Genomic DNA, 14,949 nt, shown 5'->3' on the forward strand with positions numbered 1-14,949 from the left:
ACTCCCTCTCGGGCCGCCTGGCGCCGGGTCAGCGCGGCGGCGGCCATGACATGGTGTCGGGATCCCCTGGCGAGATGCGCGCGCCCCGGCGCGAACGGGAGTGACCCGTGTGCGCCGGGGACGTGGCTACTTCTGCGCGTCGGAGTCGCCGTCGGTCTTCTTCGGCTGTTCGCCCGCATCGGCCTGGTCGGCTTCGGCGGCCTTCTCCCGGACCTCGTCGGGTCCGTCCTTCTTGCCGAGGTCGACAACCTTCTCGTCGGAGGCGGCGGCAGCTTCGTCGGCGGAGTCGTCGGTGTCGGCGGACTCGGTGAGGGAGGAGGCGTCGTCGGGGACGATGTCGGTGTCGGACTTCAGGTCGTGCTCGACGCCGTGGACGATGCGGTTGTACTCGTCGTCGGTCAGGACGGCGCCGATCGCGTTCTTCGCGAAGAGCAGCTCCACGCCCGGCCCCGCATCGAGGAGGATGGTGTCGTCATTGACCTCCTTGACCGTCGCGTACATGCCCCCGATGGTGCGGACACCACTGCCGGGCTGCAGGTCGTTGCGCATGGCGGCCGCTTGCTGCTGCTTCTTCTTGGCCGACCGGGTCATCAGGAACATGGCCCCGATGAGCACGATGAACGGGAGGAGGGTCACAGGACTCACGGGTCGGAACTTCCTTCAAACGACCGCGACGCTTGAGCGGCCTGATGGATGGGGGTTGTGTGCTGTCGACAACGGCAGCATCGGCGGAGTCTAAGCGAGTCCGCGCGCAGGGAACAACGCTCAGCATGGCACCTGGGTTCCTCGCCCGGCGAACGCCCCGGCCGCGCCCCCTGCCGTCAGGCCCCGAACAGGTCGGGTTGTCCGCCGCCCAGGGCCTGGGGGCGCGACGGCGTGAGGCCGAGATGCGTCCACGCGGCCGGGGTGGCGACCCTGCCCCTGGGGGTGCGGGCGAGCAGCCCCTCCCTGACCAGGAACGGTTCGGCGACCTCCTCGACGGTCTCGCGCTCCTCCCCCACCGCGACGGCGAGGGTGGACAGGCCCACCGGACCGCCGGCGAACAGCTTCAGCAGGGCCTCCAGGACCGCGCGGTCCAGGCGGTCGAGGCCGCGCTCGTCCACCTCGTAGACCTTCAGGGCCGCCGCCGCGATCTCGCGGGTGACGTTGCCGTCGGCCTTGACCTGCGCGTAGTCGCGCACCCGGCGCAGCAGCCGGTTGGCGATCCGCGGGGTGCCGCGGGAGCGGCCGGCGATCTCGGCGGCGCCGGCCGGGTCGATCTCCACGGCGAGCAGGTCGGCCGAGCGGTGGATCACGCGTTGCAGTTCGCCGGGCTCGTAGAACTCCATGTGGGCGGTGAAGCCGAAGCGGTCGCGCAGCGGGGGCGGCAGCAGGCCCGCGCGCGTGGTGGCGCCGACCAGCGTGAAGGGGGGCAGTTCGAGAGGGATCGCGGTGGCGCCGGGGCCCTTGCCGACGATGACGTCGACGCGGAAGTCCTCCATCGCCATGTACAGCATCTCCTCGGCCGGCCGGGACATGCGGTGGATCTCGTCGAGGAAGAGGACCTCGCCCTCCTGCAAGGAGGACAGGATCGCCGCGAGGTCGCCCGCGTGCTGGATGGCGGGGCCGCTGGTGATGCGGATCGGGGCGCCCATCTCGGCGGCGATGATCATCGAAAGGGTGGTCTTGCCCAGGCCGGGCGCGCCCGAGAGCAGCACGTGGTCGGCGGTCGCGCCGCGCGCGCGTGCGGCCCGCAGGACGAGGTCGAGCTGTTCGCGGACCTTCTCCTGACCGATGAACTCGCCCAGGTCCTTGGGGCGCAGGGCGGCCTCGACCGCCTGGTCCTCCCCGTCGGCGACAGAGCCCACCAGTCGGTCCGCGGCGGGGCCGGCGAGCCGCTCAGGGGCGGTCTCGTCGCTCGTGTCGTCCCAGTTCACTGACGTTCTCCTAGCGGGCGCGGTTCAGGGTTTGCAGGGCGGCCTTCAGCAGCCGGCCCACCTGGGGCGCGCCGTCGGCGGCCTCGGCCTGCGGGGTCACGGCGACGACCGCCTCGTCGGCCTCGCGGGTCGCGTAGCCGAGGCCGATCAGGGCGGCGTGCAGCTGGTCGCGCCAGCCGCTGGTGACCGGGGCGCCGACCACGGGCGCGCCGACCGGCTCGCCGAGCCTGTCCTTGAGTTCGAGCAGCAGTTTCTGGGCGCCCTTCTTGCCGATGCCCGGGACCGCGATCAGCGCCTTCTCGTCGCCCGTGGCCACGGCCCGGCGCAGCGCGTCGGGGGCGTGCACGGCCAGCATGGCCTGCGCCAGCCGGGGGCCGACGCCGCTCGCGGTCTGCAACAGCTCGAAGACCTGGCGCTCGTCGTCGTCCACGAAGCCGTACAGGGTCAGCGAGTCCTCCCGCACGACGAGGGAGGTGGCGAGCTTGGCCGGCCGGCCGAGCCGCAGCGTGGACAGCGTGTTCGGGGTGCACTGCACGGCCATGCCCACTCCGCCCACCTCGACGACCGCGGAGTCGGGGGCGAGCGCGGCGACCGTGCCGCTGACGAAGGCGATCATGCCGTACGGCCTTTCGAGGTGATCGGGGACCGGGCCGCGTGCAGGGCGACTGCCTGCTGGAGCCGGTTCTGCGCGGGGGCGCGCCAGATGTGGCAGATGGCGAGCGCGAGGGCGTCGGCGGCGTCGGCCGGCTTGGGGGGCGCGTCCAGCCGGAGCAGGCGCGTGACCATCGCGCCGACCTGGGCCTTGTCGGCGCGGCCGCTGCCGGTGACGGCGGCCTTGACCTCGCTGGGGGTGTGCAGGGCTACGGGGATGCCGCGGCGGGCGGCGCACAGCATCGCGACGGCGCTGGCCTGGGCGGTGCCCATGACGGTGCGCACGTTGTGCTGGCTGAACACCCGCTCCACGGCGACGTATTCGGGGCGGTGCTCGTCGAGCCAGCGCTCGATGCCCTGCTCCACGGCGACCAGCCGCTGCCCCAACTCGGCGTCCGCGGGCGTGCGGACGACGCCCACGCCGATCATGGTGAGCGGCCGGCCCGCGACGCCCTCGACGACCCCGACACCGCACCGGGTCAGTCCGGGGTCCACACCCAGTACCCGCACGCACCCCTCCCCTTCACCGCCGACCGGCCGTCGCCCGACGGACGTCGGGCTCCGGGATCGTCCGGCCGGTCTCTGACGTCGTCAGGCTATCCGCCGGCACCGACAACGCCGTCGGGCCGGTGGGACGTGTCCCACCGGCCCGACGGATCCGCTCGGTCGGCGGACCTCAGGCGTCGACCTTCTCCATGACCTCGTCGCTGACGTCGAAGTTGGCGAAGACGTTCTGCACGTCGTCGCTGTCCTCCAGCGCGTCGATCAGCTTGAAGATCTTCCGCGCGCCGTCCTCGTCCAGCTCGACCTGCATGGTCGGGACGAAGTTGGCGTCGGCGGAGTCGTAGTCGATGCCGGCCTCCTGGAGGGCGGTGCGGACCGCGACCAGGTCGGTGGCCTCGCTGAGCACCTCGAAGGACTCGCCGAGGTCGTTGACCTCCTCGGCGCCCGCGTCGAGCACCGCGCCCAGGACGTCGTCCTCGCCCAGCTCGCCCTTGGGGACGATCACGACGCCCTTGCGGTTGAAGAGGTACGACACGGAGCCCGGGTCGGCCATGGAGCCGCCGTTGCGGGTCATGGCGACGCGCACGTCGGAGGCGGCGCGGTTGCGGTTGTCCGTGAGGCACTCGATGAGCACGGCCACGCCGTTCGGGCCGTAACCCTCGTACATGATCGTCTCGTAGTCGGCGCCACCGGCTTCGAGACCGCCGCCGCGCTTGATCGCCGAGTCGATGTTCTTGTTCGGAACCGACGACTTCTTGGCCTTCTGCACGGCGTCGTACAGCGTGGGGTTGCCGTCCAGGTCCACGCCGCCCATGCGCGCCGCGACCTCGATGTTCTTGATCAGCTTCGCGAAGAGCTTGCCGCGCTTGGCGTCGATCACGGCCTTCTTGTGCTTCGTCGTAGCCCATTTAGAGTGGCCGGACATCTGCCTGTCTCCTTCGCGTAACCCGTCTCGTCCGAACCCCCCTGGCGTCGAGAGCCTGAGGGACCCCCGAATCCTACAAGGACTCGGCCGCCCGGTTCGCGCGCACCATGTCGACGAACAGGGAGTGCACGCGGTGGTCGCCGGTCAGCTCCGGGTGGAACGACGTGGCGAGCGCGTTGCCCTGACGGACCGCGACGATGTGACCGTCGTGCTCGGCGAGCACCTCGGCGGCCGCGCCGACGGATTCCACCCAGGGGGCGCGGATGAACACGCCCTCGACGGGCGCCCCGTCGACGCCCTTGACGTCCACGGCCGCCTCGAAGGACTCGTTCTGCCGTCCGAAGGCGTTGCGCCGCACGATCATGTCGATGCCGCCGACGGTCTCCTGGCCCGAGCGCGGGTCGAGGATCTTGTCGGCGAGCAGGATCAGGCCCGCGCAGGTGCCGTAGACGGGCATCCCGTCGCGCACGCGCGCGCGCAGGGGCTCCATCACCTCGAAGAGGACGGCCAGTTTGGAGATGGTCGTGGACTCGCCGCCGGGCAGGACGAGGCCGTCGACCTCGGCCAGTTCCTCGGGGCGCCGCACCGGCCTGGCCACGGCGTCGGCCGCGGCCAGGGCGACGAGGTGCTCCCTGACGTCGCCCTGGAGGGCCAGGACGCCCACGACGGGGGCTTCGTTGCTCATGGGCTCGTTACCAGCCGCGGTTGGCGTAGCGCTCGGCCTCGGGGAGGGTGTCGCAGTTGATGCCGACCATGGCCTCGCCGAGGTTGCGGGACGCGTCCGCGATGATCTTCGGGTCGTCGTAGAAGGTGGTGGCCTTCACGATGGCGGCGGCGCGCTTGGCCGGGTCGCCCGACTTGAAGATGCCGGAGCCGACGAACACGCCCTCGGCGCCGAGCTGGCGCATCAGCGCGGCGTCGGCCGGGGTGGCCACGCCGCCGGCCGAGAACAGCACGACGGGGAGCTTGCCGAGCGCGGCGACCTCCTTGACGAGCTCGTAGGGGGCGCGCAGGTCCTTGGCGGCGGCGTACAGCTCGTTGTTGTCGAAGCCCCGCAGCCGGGCGATCTCGTTCTTGATCTGACGCAGGTGGCGGACGGCCTCGACGACGTTGCCGGTGCCGGCCTCGCCCTTGGAGCGGATCATCGCGGCGCCCTCGGCGATGCGGCGCAGGGCCTCGCCCAGGTTGGTGGCGCCGCAGACGAACGGGGTCGTGAAGGCGAACTTGTCGCTGTGGTTGACCTCGTCGGCCGGGGTGAGGACCTCGGACTCGTCGATGTAGTCCACGCCGAGCGACTGGAGGACCTGGGCCTCGACGAAGTGGCCGATGCGGGACTTCGCCATGACCGGGATGGAGACGGCCTCGATGATGCCCTCGATCATGTCCGGGTCGGACATCCGGGCCACGCCGCCGTCCTTGCGGATGTCGGCCGGGACCCGCTCGAGGGCCATGACGGCCACGGCGCCCGCGTCCTCGGCGATCTTCGCCTGCTCCGGCGTGACGACGTCCATGATCACGCCGCCCTTGAGCTGCTCGGCCATGCCGCGCTTCACGCGCGCGGTGCCGGTCTCGGGGGTCTGGTTTTCGGAGATCGTGCTGGACACGGGGGGACCTCGCTCGTTTAAAAGAGGATTTGTGCAGCACCGAGGAAACGCGAACGGACCAGGCCACAGCAAGGGCCAATGAACAGCCGGTGGATCCTTTTCGCCAGGTCGCCCGGTCCGGTCGCTCAGGTCGCCCGGTCCAGCAGGGCGGCCGGCGCTTCGTCGTCCATCTCGAAGGCGAGCGGGAAGGGGGCGTGGCCGGCGAGCCGGAACCAGCGGACCTTGCGGTGCTCGCGCAGTCTGCGGGCCGCGCCCACGGCGTCGTTGTGGAAGCGGCGGGCCATGGGGACCCTGCGGACGGCCTCCGTCAGCTCGCGGGCCGCCGCCTCTCCGCCGGGCGCCACGCGGACGCCCTCCAGCTGCTGGGCGTCCGCGAAGACGGCGCGCAGGGCCTGGCTGAGCTCGCTCTCGGCGACCTCCCGCTGCTCCTCCTCGGCCTGCCGGGCGGCGTGCGCGGCCTCGTACAGGACGATCGAGGCCGCGGGGTCGAGGACCTTGGACGTGGCCAGCTCCTGGGCCACCGAGGCGCGGCGCAGCAGTTGCGCGTCCAGCGCCGCGCGGGCGGCGTCGATGCGGGTGTGCAGGCGGTCCAGGCGTCCCGCGGTCCAGCTCAGATAGAGGCCGATCGCGAGGAGGACGGCCAGGATCCAGATCAGGGTTGCGCTCACGGGCGGCAAGGCTACCCGTGCGCCTCACGCGCGTGAGCCCTCCGGGCGAGGGCCGCACGCGCGTGAGCCGCGGGACGCCGGTCCGTCAGTCCCGGGCCAGGCCGAGGCGGGAGCGCAGGCCCGTCGGCCCGCGGTCGTCCTCCGCGGCGACCGCCGCCGCGCCGCCCGTGACCGTCTCGTACACCGAGAGGATGTCGGCGCCGACGGTCGACCAGTCGAAGCGCCGTACGTGGGCGCTGCCGCGCTCGCGCAGTTCGGCCCTGCGCGCGGGGTCGCCCAGGAGGCGCACCGCCGCCTCGGCCAGCGCGTCGGCGTCCTCGTTGGCGAACAGCTCGCCCGCCGCGCCCTGGTCGAGCACCTGGGCGAAGGCGTCGAGGTCGGAGGCGAGCACCGGGGCGCCGGCCGACATGGCCTCGACGAGGATGATGCCGAAGCTCTCGCCGCCGGTGTTGGGGGCGACGTAGAGGTCGACGCTGCGCAGGAAGCGCGCCTTGTCCTCGTCGCTGACCATGCCGAGGAACTCCACGCGCGCGTGCAGCTCCTTCGGCAGGTTCTCCACCGCCTCCTTCTCGTCGCCCCGGCCGGCGACCAGCAGCCGGGCGTGCGGCCGCTCGGCGAAGATCCGCGGCAGCGCCTTCATCAGCACCGGCAGGCCCTTGCGGGGCTCGTCGATGCGGCCGACGAAGCCGAGGGTCTCCCCCTGCCAGGCGGGGTTGGGTTCGGCCCTGGCGAAGAAGTCGACGTCGACGCCGTTGGGGATGACGACGGCGTCCCCGCCGAGGTGCTCCACCAGCGTGCGCCGGGCGTACTCGCTGACGGCGATCCGCGCGCTGATCTTCTCCAGGGCGGCCTGGAGGATCGAGTAGGCGGCGATCATGGCGCGCGAGCGCGGGTTGGACGTGTGGAAGGTGGCCACTATCGGCCCGGACGCCGCCCAGCAGGTGAGCAGACCCAGGGACGGCGAGGTCGGCTCGTGGATGTGGACGACGTCGAACGCGCCGTCGTGCAGCCAGCGCCGCACGCGCGCGGCGGACAGGAAGCCGAAGTTGAGGCGCGCGACCGAGCCGTTGTAGGGCACCGGCACGGCGCGGCCGGCCGAGACGACGTACGGGGGCAGCGGGGTGTCGTCGTCGGCGGGGGCCAGGACGGACACCTCGTGGCCGAGCCGGATGAAGTACTCGGCGAGGTCGCGGATGTGGAACTGGACGCCGCCGGGCACGTCCCACGAGTAGGGGCAGACGATGCCGATTCTCACGCCGGGTCCCCGTCCGACGGGCGGGGTTCCAGGTCCGCCAGCCACAAGCGCTGGAGCATGTGCCAGTCCTCCGGATGGTCGGCGATTCCGGTGGCGAAGGCGTCCGCCAGCGCCTGTGTCATCACGGACGTCTTCTCGGCCCGGGTGCCCGACCCGGGCGTCTCGATCGGGGGGTGCACGCGACCCTGCATCACGGGCGAGTCGTCGTACCAGAGGGTGACGGGGAGCAGGAGCGCGCCGGTCTGCTGGGCGAGCAGGGCCGGGCCTGCGGGCATCCGCGTCCGGTCCCCGAAGAAGTCGACCTCGACGCCGGAGGCCGACAGGTCCCGTTCGGCGACGAGGCAGACCAGGCCGCCTTCCCGCAGCCGCCGGGCCAGGGTGCCGAACGCGGAGCCGCCGGTGTGCGGCAGCACCTCCATGCCGAGGCCCTCCCGGTAGGCCACGAACCGGTCGTACAGGGTCTCCGGCTTCAGGCGCTCGGCGACCGTGGTGAACGGCGTCTTCAGCTCGGTGGTGACCCAGGCCCCGGCCAGGTCCCAGTTCGCCATGTGCGGCAGGGCGAGGACGACGCCGCGGCCGGAGGCGATGCCGTCCGTCAGATGGTGCAGGCCCTTGGGGGCGAAGCCGGCGCGCACGCGCGCGGCGCTCCAGGCCGGCAGCCGGAAGGACTCCATCCAGTACCGCAGGTAGGAGCGCATCCCGGCGCGCGAGAGCTCGGCCAGGCGCTCGGGGCTCGCGTCCGGCACCACGCGCGCGTAGTTGGCCTCCAGCCGCCGCACGCCCTTGCCGCGCCGCTTCCACGCGAGGTCGGCGACAGTGCGGCCGAGCCGTACGGCGACCGGCTCGGGAAGCTTCTTGACGGTGCTCCAGCCGAGGCCGTACAGCGCGTCGGCCAGGCGCTCCTGGGCGCTCACTTCGCGGCCTCGCTCCCCCGGGCCCCGTGGCCCCCGGTCTCCCGGGCCCCGCGCTCGCCGACCGCGGCCGCCTCCGCCTCCGCCTCGGCCTGCGCGGCCGCCTCGGCCTCTGCGGACTCCCGGCGGACCGTGACGACGCGCTGGATGAGGGTGACCATGCTGCCGACGGCGACGATCCACAGGGCGATCGGCAGCAGCACCTGGATGCCCGGCACACCGAAGCCGTGCAGGCCGGCCAGGCCGGCGGCGACCAGGGAGATGACCAGGCGCTCGGCACGCTCCACGAGGCCGTTCACGGCGACCGGCAGGCCGATGGACTCGCCGCGCGCCTTGGTGTACGACACCACCTGTCCGCTGGCCAGGCAGAAGATCGAGACGGCGCACAGGACGTTGTCGTCGCCGTTGCCCGCGTACCAGAGGGCGAAGCCGCCGAAGATCGCGCCGTCGGCGACCCGGTCGAGAGTGGAGTCCAGGAAGGCGCCCCAGCGGCTGCTGCGGCCCAGCTGGCGGGCCATGTTGCCGTCGACGAGGTCGGAGAACACGAAGAGCGTGATCACGATCGTGCCCCAGAAGAACTCTCCCCTGGGGTAGAAGACCAGCGCGCCCGCGATCACGCCGGCGGTGCCGAGGAGCGTGACCGTGTCGGGGCTCACGCCCCTGCGGATGAGAAACGCGGCGAACGGTGTGAGGACACGCGTGAAGAATGCACGCGCGTACTTGTTCAGCATGGCCTTCCCGAGGGTTCGGTGTGGCCGCGCGGCCCTTGATGGCCACCGGCTGGCCCATCGTAGCCACGCGCGCGTGTGTGCGACGGTCGGGCACCCGGCCCCCCGTGTCCCGTCGTGTCGGCCCCGCCCCGGTCACCGGCGGGTCGCGTCCGTCGTATGGACGCGCGGTGACGGGAGTGGAAAGCTCGAAGGACCGCGGGCGTCGCCGGAGCCGCCATCGCACGCGGGGCCGTCGTGCCCGCGCCCCCAGTGACCTCACCGTGCACGGGAGGCAAGGAAATGGGCGACAAGGCGAACGCACACCCCGGAGCCGCCGGCAGGGCTACAGCGGCCGACCACCCCGCGTCCGTACGGAATGTGGTGCTGGTCGGCCACTGCGGATCGGGCAAGACGACCTTGGTGGAGGCTCTCGCGCTCACCACGGGAGCGGTGAACCGGGCGGGCCGCGTGGAGGACGGCGGCACCGTCTCCGACTACGACGAGATCGAGCACCGTCAGCAGCGCTCGGTGCAGCTCTCCCTGGTGCCGGTCGAATGGGACGGCATCAAGATCAACCTTCTCGACACCCCCGGATACGCCGACTTCGTCGGCGAGCTCAGGGCCGGTCTGCGCGCCGCGGACGCGGCCCTGTTCGTCGTCTCGGCGGCGGACGGCGTGGACGGCTCGACCCGCATGGTCTGGGACGAGTGCGCGGCCGTCGGCTTGCCCCGCGCGATCGTCGTCACACATCTGGAGGCCGCGCGCGCGGACTTCGAGGAGATGACCCGGATCTGCGCGCAGGCCTTCGGCGGCGACGACCCGGATGCCGTGCTGCCGCTGTACCTGCCGCTGCGCGGCCCCGCAGGACCCGACGGGCACGCGCCCGTGACGGGGCTGACCGGGCTGCTGTCGCGCAAGCTCTTCGACTACTCCACCGGCGAGCGCAAGGAGTCGGAACCCGGCGAGGACCAGCTGCCGGACATCGAGCAGGCCCGCAACCGGCTGATCGAGGGGATCATCGCCGAGAGCGAGGACGAGACCCTCATGGACCGCTATCTCGGCGGCGAGCAGATCGACGTCGGCACGCTCGTCGACGACCTGGAGCGGGCCGTCGCGCGCGGCACGTTCTTCCCCGTCCTGGCCGCCGCCCCCGCCGGCGAGGGCGCCCGGCAGGGCCTCGGCACGGTCGAGCTGCTGGAACTGGTGACCAGGGGCTTCCCGACGCCCCTGGAGCGCGAGGCGCCCCGCGTGACGACCGTGGCCGGCGAGCCGCGCGAGCTGAAGCCCTGCGATCCGGGCGGGCCGCTGGTGGCGGAGGTCGTGAAGACCTCCTCCGACCCCTACGTCGGCCGGGTGTCGCTGGTGCGCGTCTTCTCCGGCACGCTGCATCCCGACGCGACCGTCCACGTCTCGGGGCACGGCCTCGCCGACCGCGGCCACGAGGACCATGACGTCGACGAACGCGTGGGCGCCCTGTCCGCGCCGTTCGGCAAGCAGCAGCGGACCCTGACGCACTGCATCGCGGGCGATCTCGCGTGCGTGGCGAAACTCGGCCGCGCCGAGACGGGCGACACCCTCTCCGCCAAGGACGACCCGCTGCTCATGGAGCCCTGGCAGATGCCGGACCCGTTGCTCCCGCTGGCCATCGAGGCGCACAGCAAGGCCGACGAGGACAAGCTCTCGCAGGGCCTCGCCCGGCTGGTCGCCGAGGATCCGACGATGCGCCTGGAACACAACCAGCACACCCGCCAGGTGGTCCTGTGGTGCCTGGGCGAGGCCCACGCCGACGTCGCCCTGGAGCGGCTGCGCTCCCGGTACGGCGTCCAGGTCGACGTCGTCCCGCACAAGGTCTCCCTGCGGGAGACGTTCGCGGCGCGGTCCGCGGGGCGCGGGCGGCACGTCAAGCAGTCCGGCGGGCACGGGCAGTACGCCGTCTGCGAGATCGAGGTGGAGCCGCTGCCGGGCGGCTCGGGCATCGAGTTCGTGGACAAGGTGGTGGGCGGCGCGGTGCCGCGCCAGTTCATCCCCTCCGTCGAGAAGGGCGTCCGGGCGCAGGCGGCCAAGGGCGTGGTGGCCGGCCACCCCCTGGTCGACGTCCGGATCACGCTGCTGGACGGCAAGGCGCACTCGGTGGACTCCTCCGACGCCGCGTTCCAGACGGCGGGCGCGCTGGCGCTGCGGGAGGCCGCGGCGGACGCGAGGATCCATCTGCTGGAGCCGGTGGCCGAGGTGTCCGTGCTGGTCGGCGACGACTACGTGGGCGCCGTGATGAGCGATCTGTCGGGGCGGCGCGGCCGTGTGCTGGGCACCGAGCAGACCAGCGGCAGCCGCACCGTGGTGCGGGCCGAGGTGCCCGAGATCGAGATCGGCCGGTACGCGGTCGACCTGCGGTCGCTCTCGCACGGCACGGCGCGCTTCCACCGCGCGTACGCCCGGCACGAGCCGATGCCCCAGCAGGTCGCCGAGAGGGTGCGTCAACAGGCCTAGACCGGACCGGCGTTCGAGGCGGAGCCGCCCGCGAGTGGCCGGTGCGGCGCCGCGAGGGAACGGTTGCCTCCGATGCGGCGGGCGGCTTCGGCCGTCCGCCGACGGATGTCGGCGCCTGCGGATACGCTGATGACCTGATCAACAGGTGTGCGGAGCACGGAAGTCGGGAAGGCCGCAGTGGGGGATGTCCGACACATGAGCGCGGGAGAAGGAGCGGCGTCCGGTGCGTGCCGGACACCTCCTGGGGCGAGAGCAGCGGCGATCGGGGGCGGGAATGACCGTTGGCAGCGGTTACGCGGACATCTTCGGACCACAGGTGCCGCAGATGGGCGACGGCGGGCAGACGCCGACGCTCGGTCTGGCCTCGGCCGCCTACCGGGACAGCCCGGTCGAGGACATCAAGAAGGCCGACAACGAGTGGCACCAGACGGCGGTCGCCCCGGGCCGCAAGTGGGCCAAGATCTTCCGGCCCAACCTCGGCGAGGCGTTCTCGCAGGCGGTGATCGACCGCATGCTCGGCGTCGGCCGCAAACCGCTCATCCAGTCCTTCGGCAGCGAGCCGCAGGCGGTCGTCGAGCACTGTCTGGCGGCCACCCGCATCCGCCGGGAACGCGACAAGAAGCTCACCGCCGTCATGCTGCTGTGCGGTGTGCTGTTCCTGCCCGGGCTGCTGGTGTGGCTGCTGGTCTTCCAGCTCCGGGCGACCATGGGCAGGCTGGACGACAAGCGGATCTCCGGCGTGGGCACGGGACTGCTCGTGGCCGTGGGCGCGCTCGCGGTCCTCTTCCTGGTCAAGATGCCGTTCGGCGGTGTCGTCGGCTGGTACGCGCGCGGTTGCGTCGTGGCGCCGGTGGCCGGCTGGTTCCTGGCCAAGCGGATCTGCGAGAAGACCGCGGTGGACCTGCGCGAGCGCTGGGACAGCCTGCTGTCGGGCGGCAGCGTCGGCGCGAAGGTCCCCGAGGCGGTGCCGACCAGCCCGAACCAGACGGCGGCCGAGCAGCTGCGCCAGTCGCTGGCCCGGCTCAGCGCCGAGCAGCAGTCCAACTCGGTCTTCTACGCCGGTCCCAAGGGGATACTCGGCATGGGCACCCGCTGGGGCGCGTGGCACCTCGCCGAGGAACTGGTGCCGACCGACCCGAACAAGGGCGTGCACGAGTTCCGCAGCTGGACGGTCGTACGGGCCATCCACGACCAGCTCAGTGTGCTCAACCGGCAGAGCCTGAAGACCGGCGGCTTCCCGCCGCCCTCGGTCCGGCACTGGATCGTGACCCCGGTCGGCGAGAACGCCAAGGCGGTCGCCCGGCCGGAGGGGACCGACGTCGAGGCCTACCAGGTCAAGCCGAGGGCCATAGAGGACATCTGCAACAACCAGCAGTTCGGCGGCGGCGACCGGCACTACCTGGGCGTCCAGTGGCCGCTGTGGGACGGCCAGTTGATCCTCACCATGCTGATCACGGTGACGGTGCTGCACGAGACGCTGCGCATCGAGGTGACCGGGCACGCGCTGGGGCCGGTCAACGGTCTGTTCACCACCAAGCCCGAGGCCCCCGTCAAGGAGGTCGCCAAGAGCGTCCGCTTCTGGGAGACGCGCACGGTGAAGCTTCCGCTGGTCACCGCCGACGAGGTGGTCCGGCTGGCCGCGCGCGCCACGATCAGCTGGTATCCGCCGCTGCTGAAGTGGCTCGGCGGCGGCATCGGCCTGCCCGAGCCGTTCGGCCTGCGGCACGCCTGGGCCGACCAGCCCTGGCGTCACCGCTTCATGGCCGACGACGCGCTGCGCGCGGCCACCCCGGTGCTGCGCGTGGTGCACGCGGCGGCGCTCAAGGTGCTCCGGGAGCACGACGTGGACATCGACAAGTTCAGCTCGCGCTCGTCGGTCCTGAGCGGCGCGGTCCAGGACGTGTCGCCGCGCAAGGCGGACACCTACGACGCGTGAGCCGGCTGCCGTGCCGTCCGCGGGGGCCGGTGGAGCCGGCCCCCGCCCTCTGGACGGGCGGCGGGGTCAGCGCGTGACCGGCCAGGCGTCGGCCAGCATCTTCCTGGTGTCCGCGAGGAGTTGGGGCAGCACGCGCGTGTGTCCCACGACCGGCATGAAGTTGGTGTCGCCACCCCAGCGGGGCACGATGTGCTGGTGCAGGTGGGCGGCGATGCCCGCCCCCGCCACGCCGCCCTGGTTCATGCCGATGTTGAATCCGTGCGCGCCGGACGCGGTGCGCAGGGCCGTCATCGCCTGCTTGGTCAGCTCCGCGAGCTCGGCGGTCTCCGGGACGGTCAGATCGGTGTAGTCGGCCACGTGCCGGTAGGGCACGGTCATCAGGTGGCCGCCGTTGTACGGGTACAGGTTCAGCACCGCGTACACGTGCTCGCCGCGCCGGACGACCAGACCGTCCTCGTCCGACTTGGCCGGGATCGAGCAGAACGGGCAACCGTCGCCGGCACCCGGGCCGGTCGGCTTGTTCTCACCCTGGATGTAGGCCATCCGGTGGGGGGTCCACAGGCGCTGGAACGAGTCCTGCGTCCCCACTCCGATCTGCTGCTCCGGCTCACTCGTCATGCCTGTCAGCATATGGCGTCGCCCGTTCGCGGCGTGTCGCCGGGGTTCGGACGAACGGCGGCCGGGCGAAGCTGGCCCGATGGACGAAGTCAGCCCTCAGATCCGCTGGGAGCAGCGCGCCGAGATCCCCCTGGCGGTCGCCTCGCTGGTGTTCCTCGCCATGTACGCCGTGCTGGTCCTGGCCCAGGGTCTGGCGACCGGGTGGCGGGACGTCTGCACCGGGGTGCTGGCCGCAGCGTGGTTCCTGTTCGGCCTCGACTACGTCGTGCGCTGGCGGCTCAGCGGACGGCGCCTGGGCTTCGTCAGCAGGCACAAGCTCGACACCGTGGTCGTGCTGCTGCCCCTGCTGCGCCCGCTGCGCGTGGTCCGGCTGTACGAGGCCGTGCAGCACCGGCGCGGGGAGCCCCGGCTGGCGCTGTACGCGCGCGTGATCACGTACTCGGGGCTGACGACGCTGCTCCTCGGCTTCGCGAGCGCGCTCGCCGTCTACGACCGGGAACGCGACGCCCCGGGCACCACCATGCACACGTTCGGGGACGCGCTGTGGTGGGCTGCGGCGACGCTCACCACGGTGGGGTACGGCGACGTCGTGCCGGTGACGACCGGAGGCCGGGTGATCGCGGTCGGGCTGATGGCCTGCGGGCTGGCGCTGCTGGGGGCGGTCACCGGCTCGTTCTCGTCGTGGCTGATCCAGGTGTTCTCGCGGGAGGGCGAGACCGGGGCCGTCGTCCCGGGGAAGGACGACGGGCCCCGGGGGAAGTGAC

General features: G+C 72.3%; 15 protein-coding genes. 3 read left to right on the forward strand and 12 right to left on the reverse strand.

Translation table 11 applies throughout. From position 1 onward, the window contains the following. Positions 1–126: 126 nt before the first annotated feature. The 11 genes from yajC to pgsA form a co-directional block, all read right to left on the reverse strand. Positions 127–645 (reverse strand): preprotein translocase subunit YajC, encoded by a 519-nt coding sequence (gene yajC / locus KMS84_RS17655; protein WP_256917196.1) that lies wholly within the window; start codon positions 643–645, stop codon positions 127–129. A 176-nt stretch (positions 646–821) separates the two neighbouring features. Further along, positions 822–1,916: a Holliday junction branch migration DNA helicase RuvB gene (gene ruvB / locus KMS84_RS17660; protein WP_256917197.1), complete on the reverse strand. Its 1,095-nt coding sequence runs from the start codon at positions 1,914–1,916 to the stop codon at positions 822–824. A 10-nt stretch (positions 1,917–1,926) separates the two neighbouring features. After that, the gene (gene ruvA, locus KMS84_RS17665; protein ID WP_256917198.1) at positions 1,927–2,532 is read right to left on the reverse strand and encodes a Holliday junction branch migration protein RuvA; all 606 of its coding nucleotides are present in this window, start codon (positions 2,530–2,532) and stop codon (positions 1,927–1,929) included. Continuing rightward, a complete protein-coding gene (gene ruvC / locus KMS84_RS17670) occupies positions 2,529–3,077 on the reverse strand; it encodes a crossover junction endodeoxyribonuclease RuvC (protein WP_256917199.1) in 549 nt (182 codons plus the stop codon). Before ruvC ends, ruvA begins: the two co-directional genes overlap by 4 nt. A gap of 166 nt (positions 3,078–3,243) precedes the next feature. After that, the gene (locus KMS84_RS17675) at positions 3,244–3,996 is read right to left on the reverse strand and encodes a YebC/PmpR family DNA-binding transcriptional regulator (RefSeq protein ID WP_256917200.1); all 753 of its coding nucleotides are present in this window, start codon (positions 3,994–3,996) and stop codon (positions 3,244–3,246) included. Between the two features lie 73 nt (positions 3,997–4,069). After that, entirely contained in the window at positions 4,070–4,681 is a 612-nt protein-coding gene (pdxT, locus tag KMS84_RS17680) for a pyridoxal 5'-phosphate synthase glutaminase subunit PdxT (protein WP_256917201.1), read from the reverse strand. A 7-nt stretch (positions 4,682–4,688) separates the two neighbouring features. Next, positions 4,689–5,600: a pyridoxal 5'-phosphate synthase lyase subunit PdxS gene (pdxS, locus tag KMS84_RS17685; RefSeq protein WP_256917202.1), complete on the reverse strand. Its 912-nt coding sequence runs from the start codon at positions 5,598–5,600 to the stop codon at positions 4,689–4,691. Between the two features lie 125 nt (positions 5,601–5,725). After that, the gene (locus tag KMS84_RS17690; protein ID WP_256917203.1) at positions 5,726–6,268 is read right to left on the reverse strand and encodes a LemA family protein; all 543 of its coding nucleotides are present in this window, start codon (positions 6,266–6,268) and stop codon (positions 5,726–5,728) included. An 85-nt stretch (positions 6,269–6,353) separates the two neighbouring features. Then, a complete protein-coding gene (locus KMS84_RS17695; RefSeq protein ID WP_256917204.1) occupies positions 6,354–7,523 on the reverse strand; it encodes a glycosyltransferase family 4 protein in 1,170 nt (389 codons plus the stop codon). Next, positions 7,520–8,437, reverse strand: a complete 918-nt coding sequence (locus KMS84_RS17700) for a phosphatidylinositol mannoside acyltransferase (RefSeq protein WP_256917205.1) — start codon at positions 8,435–8,437, stop codon at positions 7,520–7,522. Before KMS84_RS17700 ends, KMS84_RS17695 begins: the two co-directional genes overlap by 4 nt. Then, positions 8,434–9,165, reverse strand: coding sequence for a phosphatidylinositol phosphate synthase (gene pgsA, locus KMS84_RS17705; RefSeq protein ID WP_256917206.1), 732 nt, complete (start codon positions 9,163–9,165; stop codon positions 8,434–8,436). Before pgsA ends, KMS84_RS17700 begins: the two co-directional genes overlap by 4 nt. A 279-nt stretch (positions 9,166–9,444) precedes the next feature. Here pgsA and KMS84_RS17710 point away from each other — a divergent pair, with 279 nt between their 5' ends. Together KMS84_RS17710 and KMS84_RS17715 are read left to right on the forward strand one after the other, a co-directional pair. Further along, on the forward strand, positions 9,445–11,631 hold the full coding sequence (locus KMS84_RS17710; protein WP_256917207.1) for an elongation factor G-like protein EF-G2: 2,187 nt from the start codon (positions 9,445–9,447) through the stop codon (positions 11,629–11,631). Between the two features lie 274 nt (positions 11,632–11,905). Further along, positions 11,906–13,567: an AbeC-like domain-containing protein gene (locus KMS84_RS17715; protein ID WP_256917208.1), complete on the forward strand. Its 1,662-nt coding sequence runs from the start codon at positions 11,906–11,908 to the stop codon at positions 13,565–13,567. A 66-nt stretch (positions 13,568–13,633) separates the two neighbouring features. Here KMS84_RS17715 and KMS84_RS17720 read toward each other — a convergent pair whose 3' ends face one another. Next, positions 13,634–14,197 carry an HIT family protein gene (locus KMS84_RS17720; RefSeq protein WP_256917209.1) on the reverse strand — a complete coding sequence of 188 codons (564 nt, stop codon included), beginning with the start codon at positions 14,195–14,197 and terminating at the stop codon, positions 13,634–13,636. A gap of 67 nt (positions 14,198–14,264) precedes the next feature. Between KMS84_RS17720 and KMS84_RS17725 the strand changes: the two genes are divergently transcribed. After that, complete coding sequence (locus KMS84_RS17725) at positions 14,265–14,948, forward strand: potassium channel family protein (RefSeq protein ID WP_256917210.1); 684 nt, start codon at positions 14,265–14,267, stop codon at positions 14,946–14,948. Position 14,949: the final 1 nt, after the last annotated feature.

Origin of the sequence: Streptomyces hilarionis (assembly GCF_024539675.1) — a bacterium.
GTDB lineage: Bacteria > Actinomycetota > Actinomycetes > Streptomycetales > Streptomycetaceae > Streptomyces > Streptomyces hilarionis.

Bases quoted from the DNA above. Each gene is read 5' to 3' on its own strand.
- KMS84_RS17715 (WP_256917208.1), top strand. From the start codon at position 11,906: ATGACCGTTGGCAGCGGTTACGCGGACATCTTCGGACCACAGGTGCCG.
- KMS84_RS17675 (WP_256917200.1), bottom strand. From the start codon at position 3,996: ATGTCCGGCCACTCTAAATGGGCTACGACGAAGCACAAGAAGGCCGTG.
- KMS84_RS17710 (WP_256917207.1), top strand. From the start codon at position 9,445: ATGGGCGACAAGGCGAACGCACACCCCGGAGCCGCCGGCAGGGCTACA.
- pdxT (WP_256917201.1), bottom strand. From the start codon at position 4,681: ATGAGCAACGAAGCCCCCGTCGTGGGCGTCCTGGCCCTCCAGGGCGAC.
- ruvA (WP_256917198.1), bottom strand. From the start codon at position 2,532: ATGATCGCCTTCGTCAGCGGCACGGTCGCCGCGCTCGCCCCCGACTCC.
- KMS84_RS17725 (WP_256917210.1), top strand. From the start codon at position 14,265: ATGGACGAAGTCAGCCCTCAGATCCGCTGGGAGCAGCGCGCCGAGATC.
- KMS84_RS17720 (WP_256917209.1), bottom strand. From the start codon at position 14,197: ATGCTGACAGGCATGACGAGTGAGCCGGAGCAGCAGATCGGAGTGGGG.
- pgsA (WP_256917206.1), bottom strand. From the start codon at position 9,165: ATGCTGAACAAGTACGCGCGTGCATTCTTCACGCGTGTCCTCACACCG.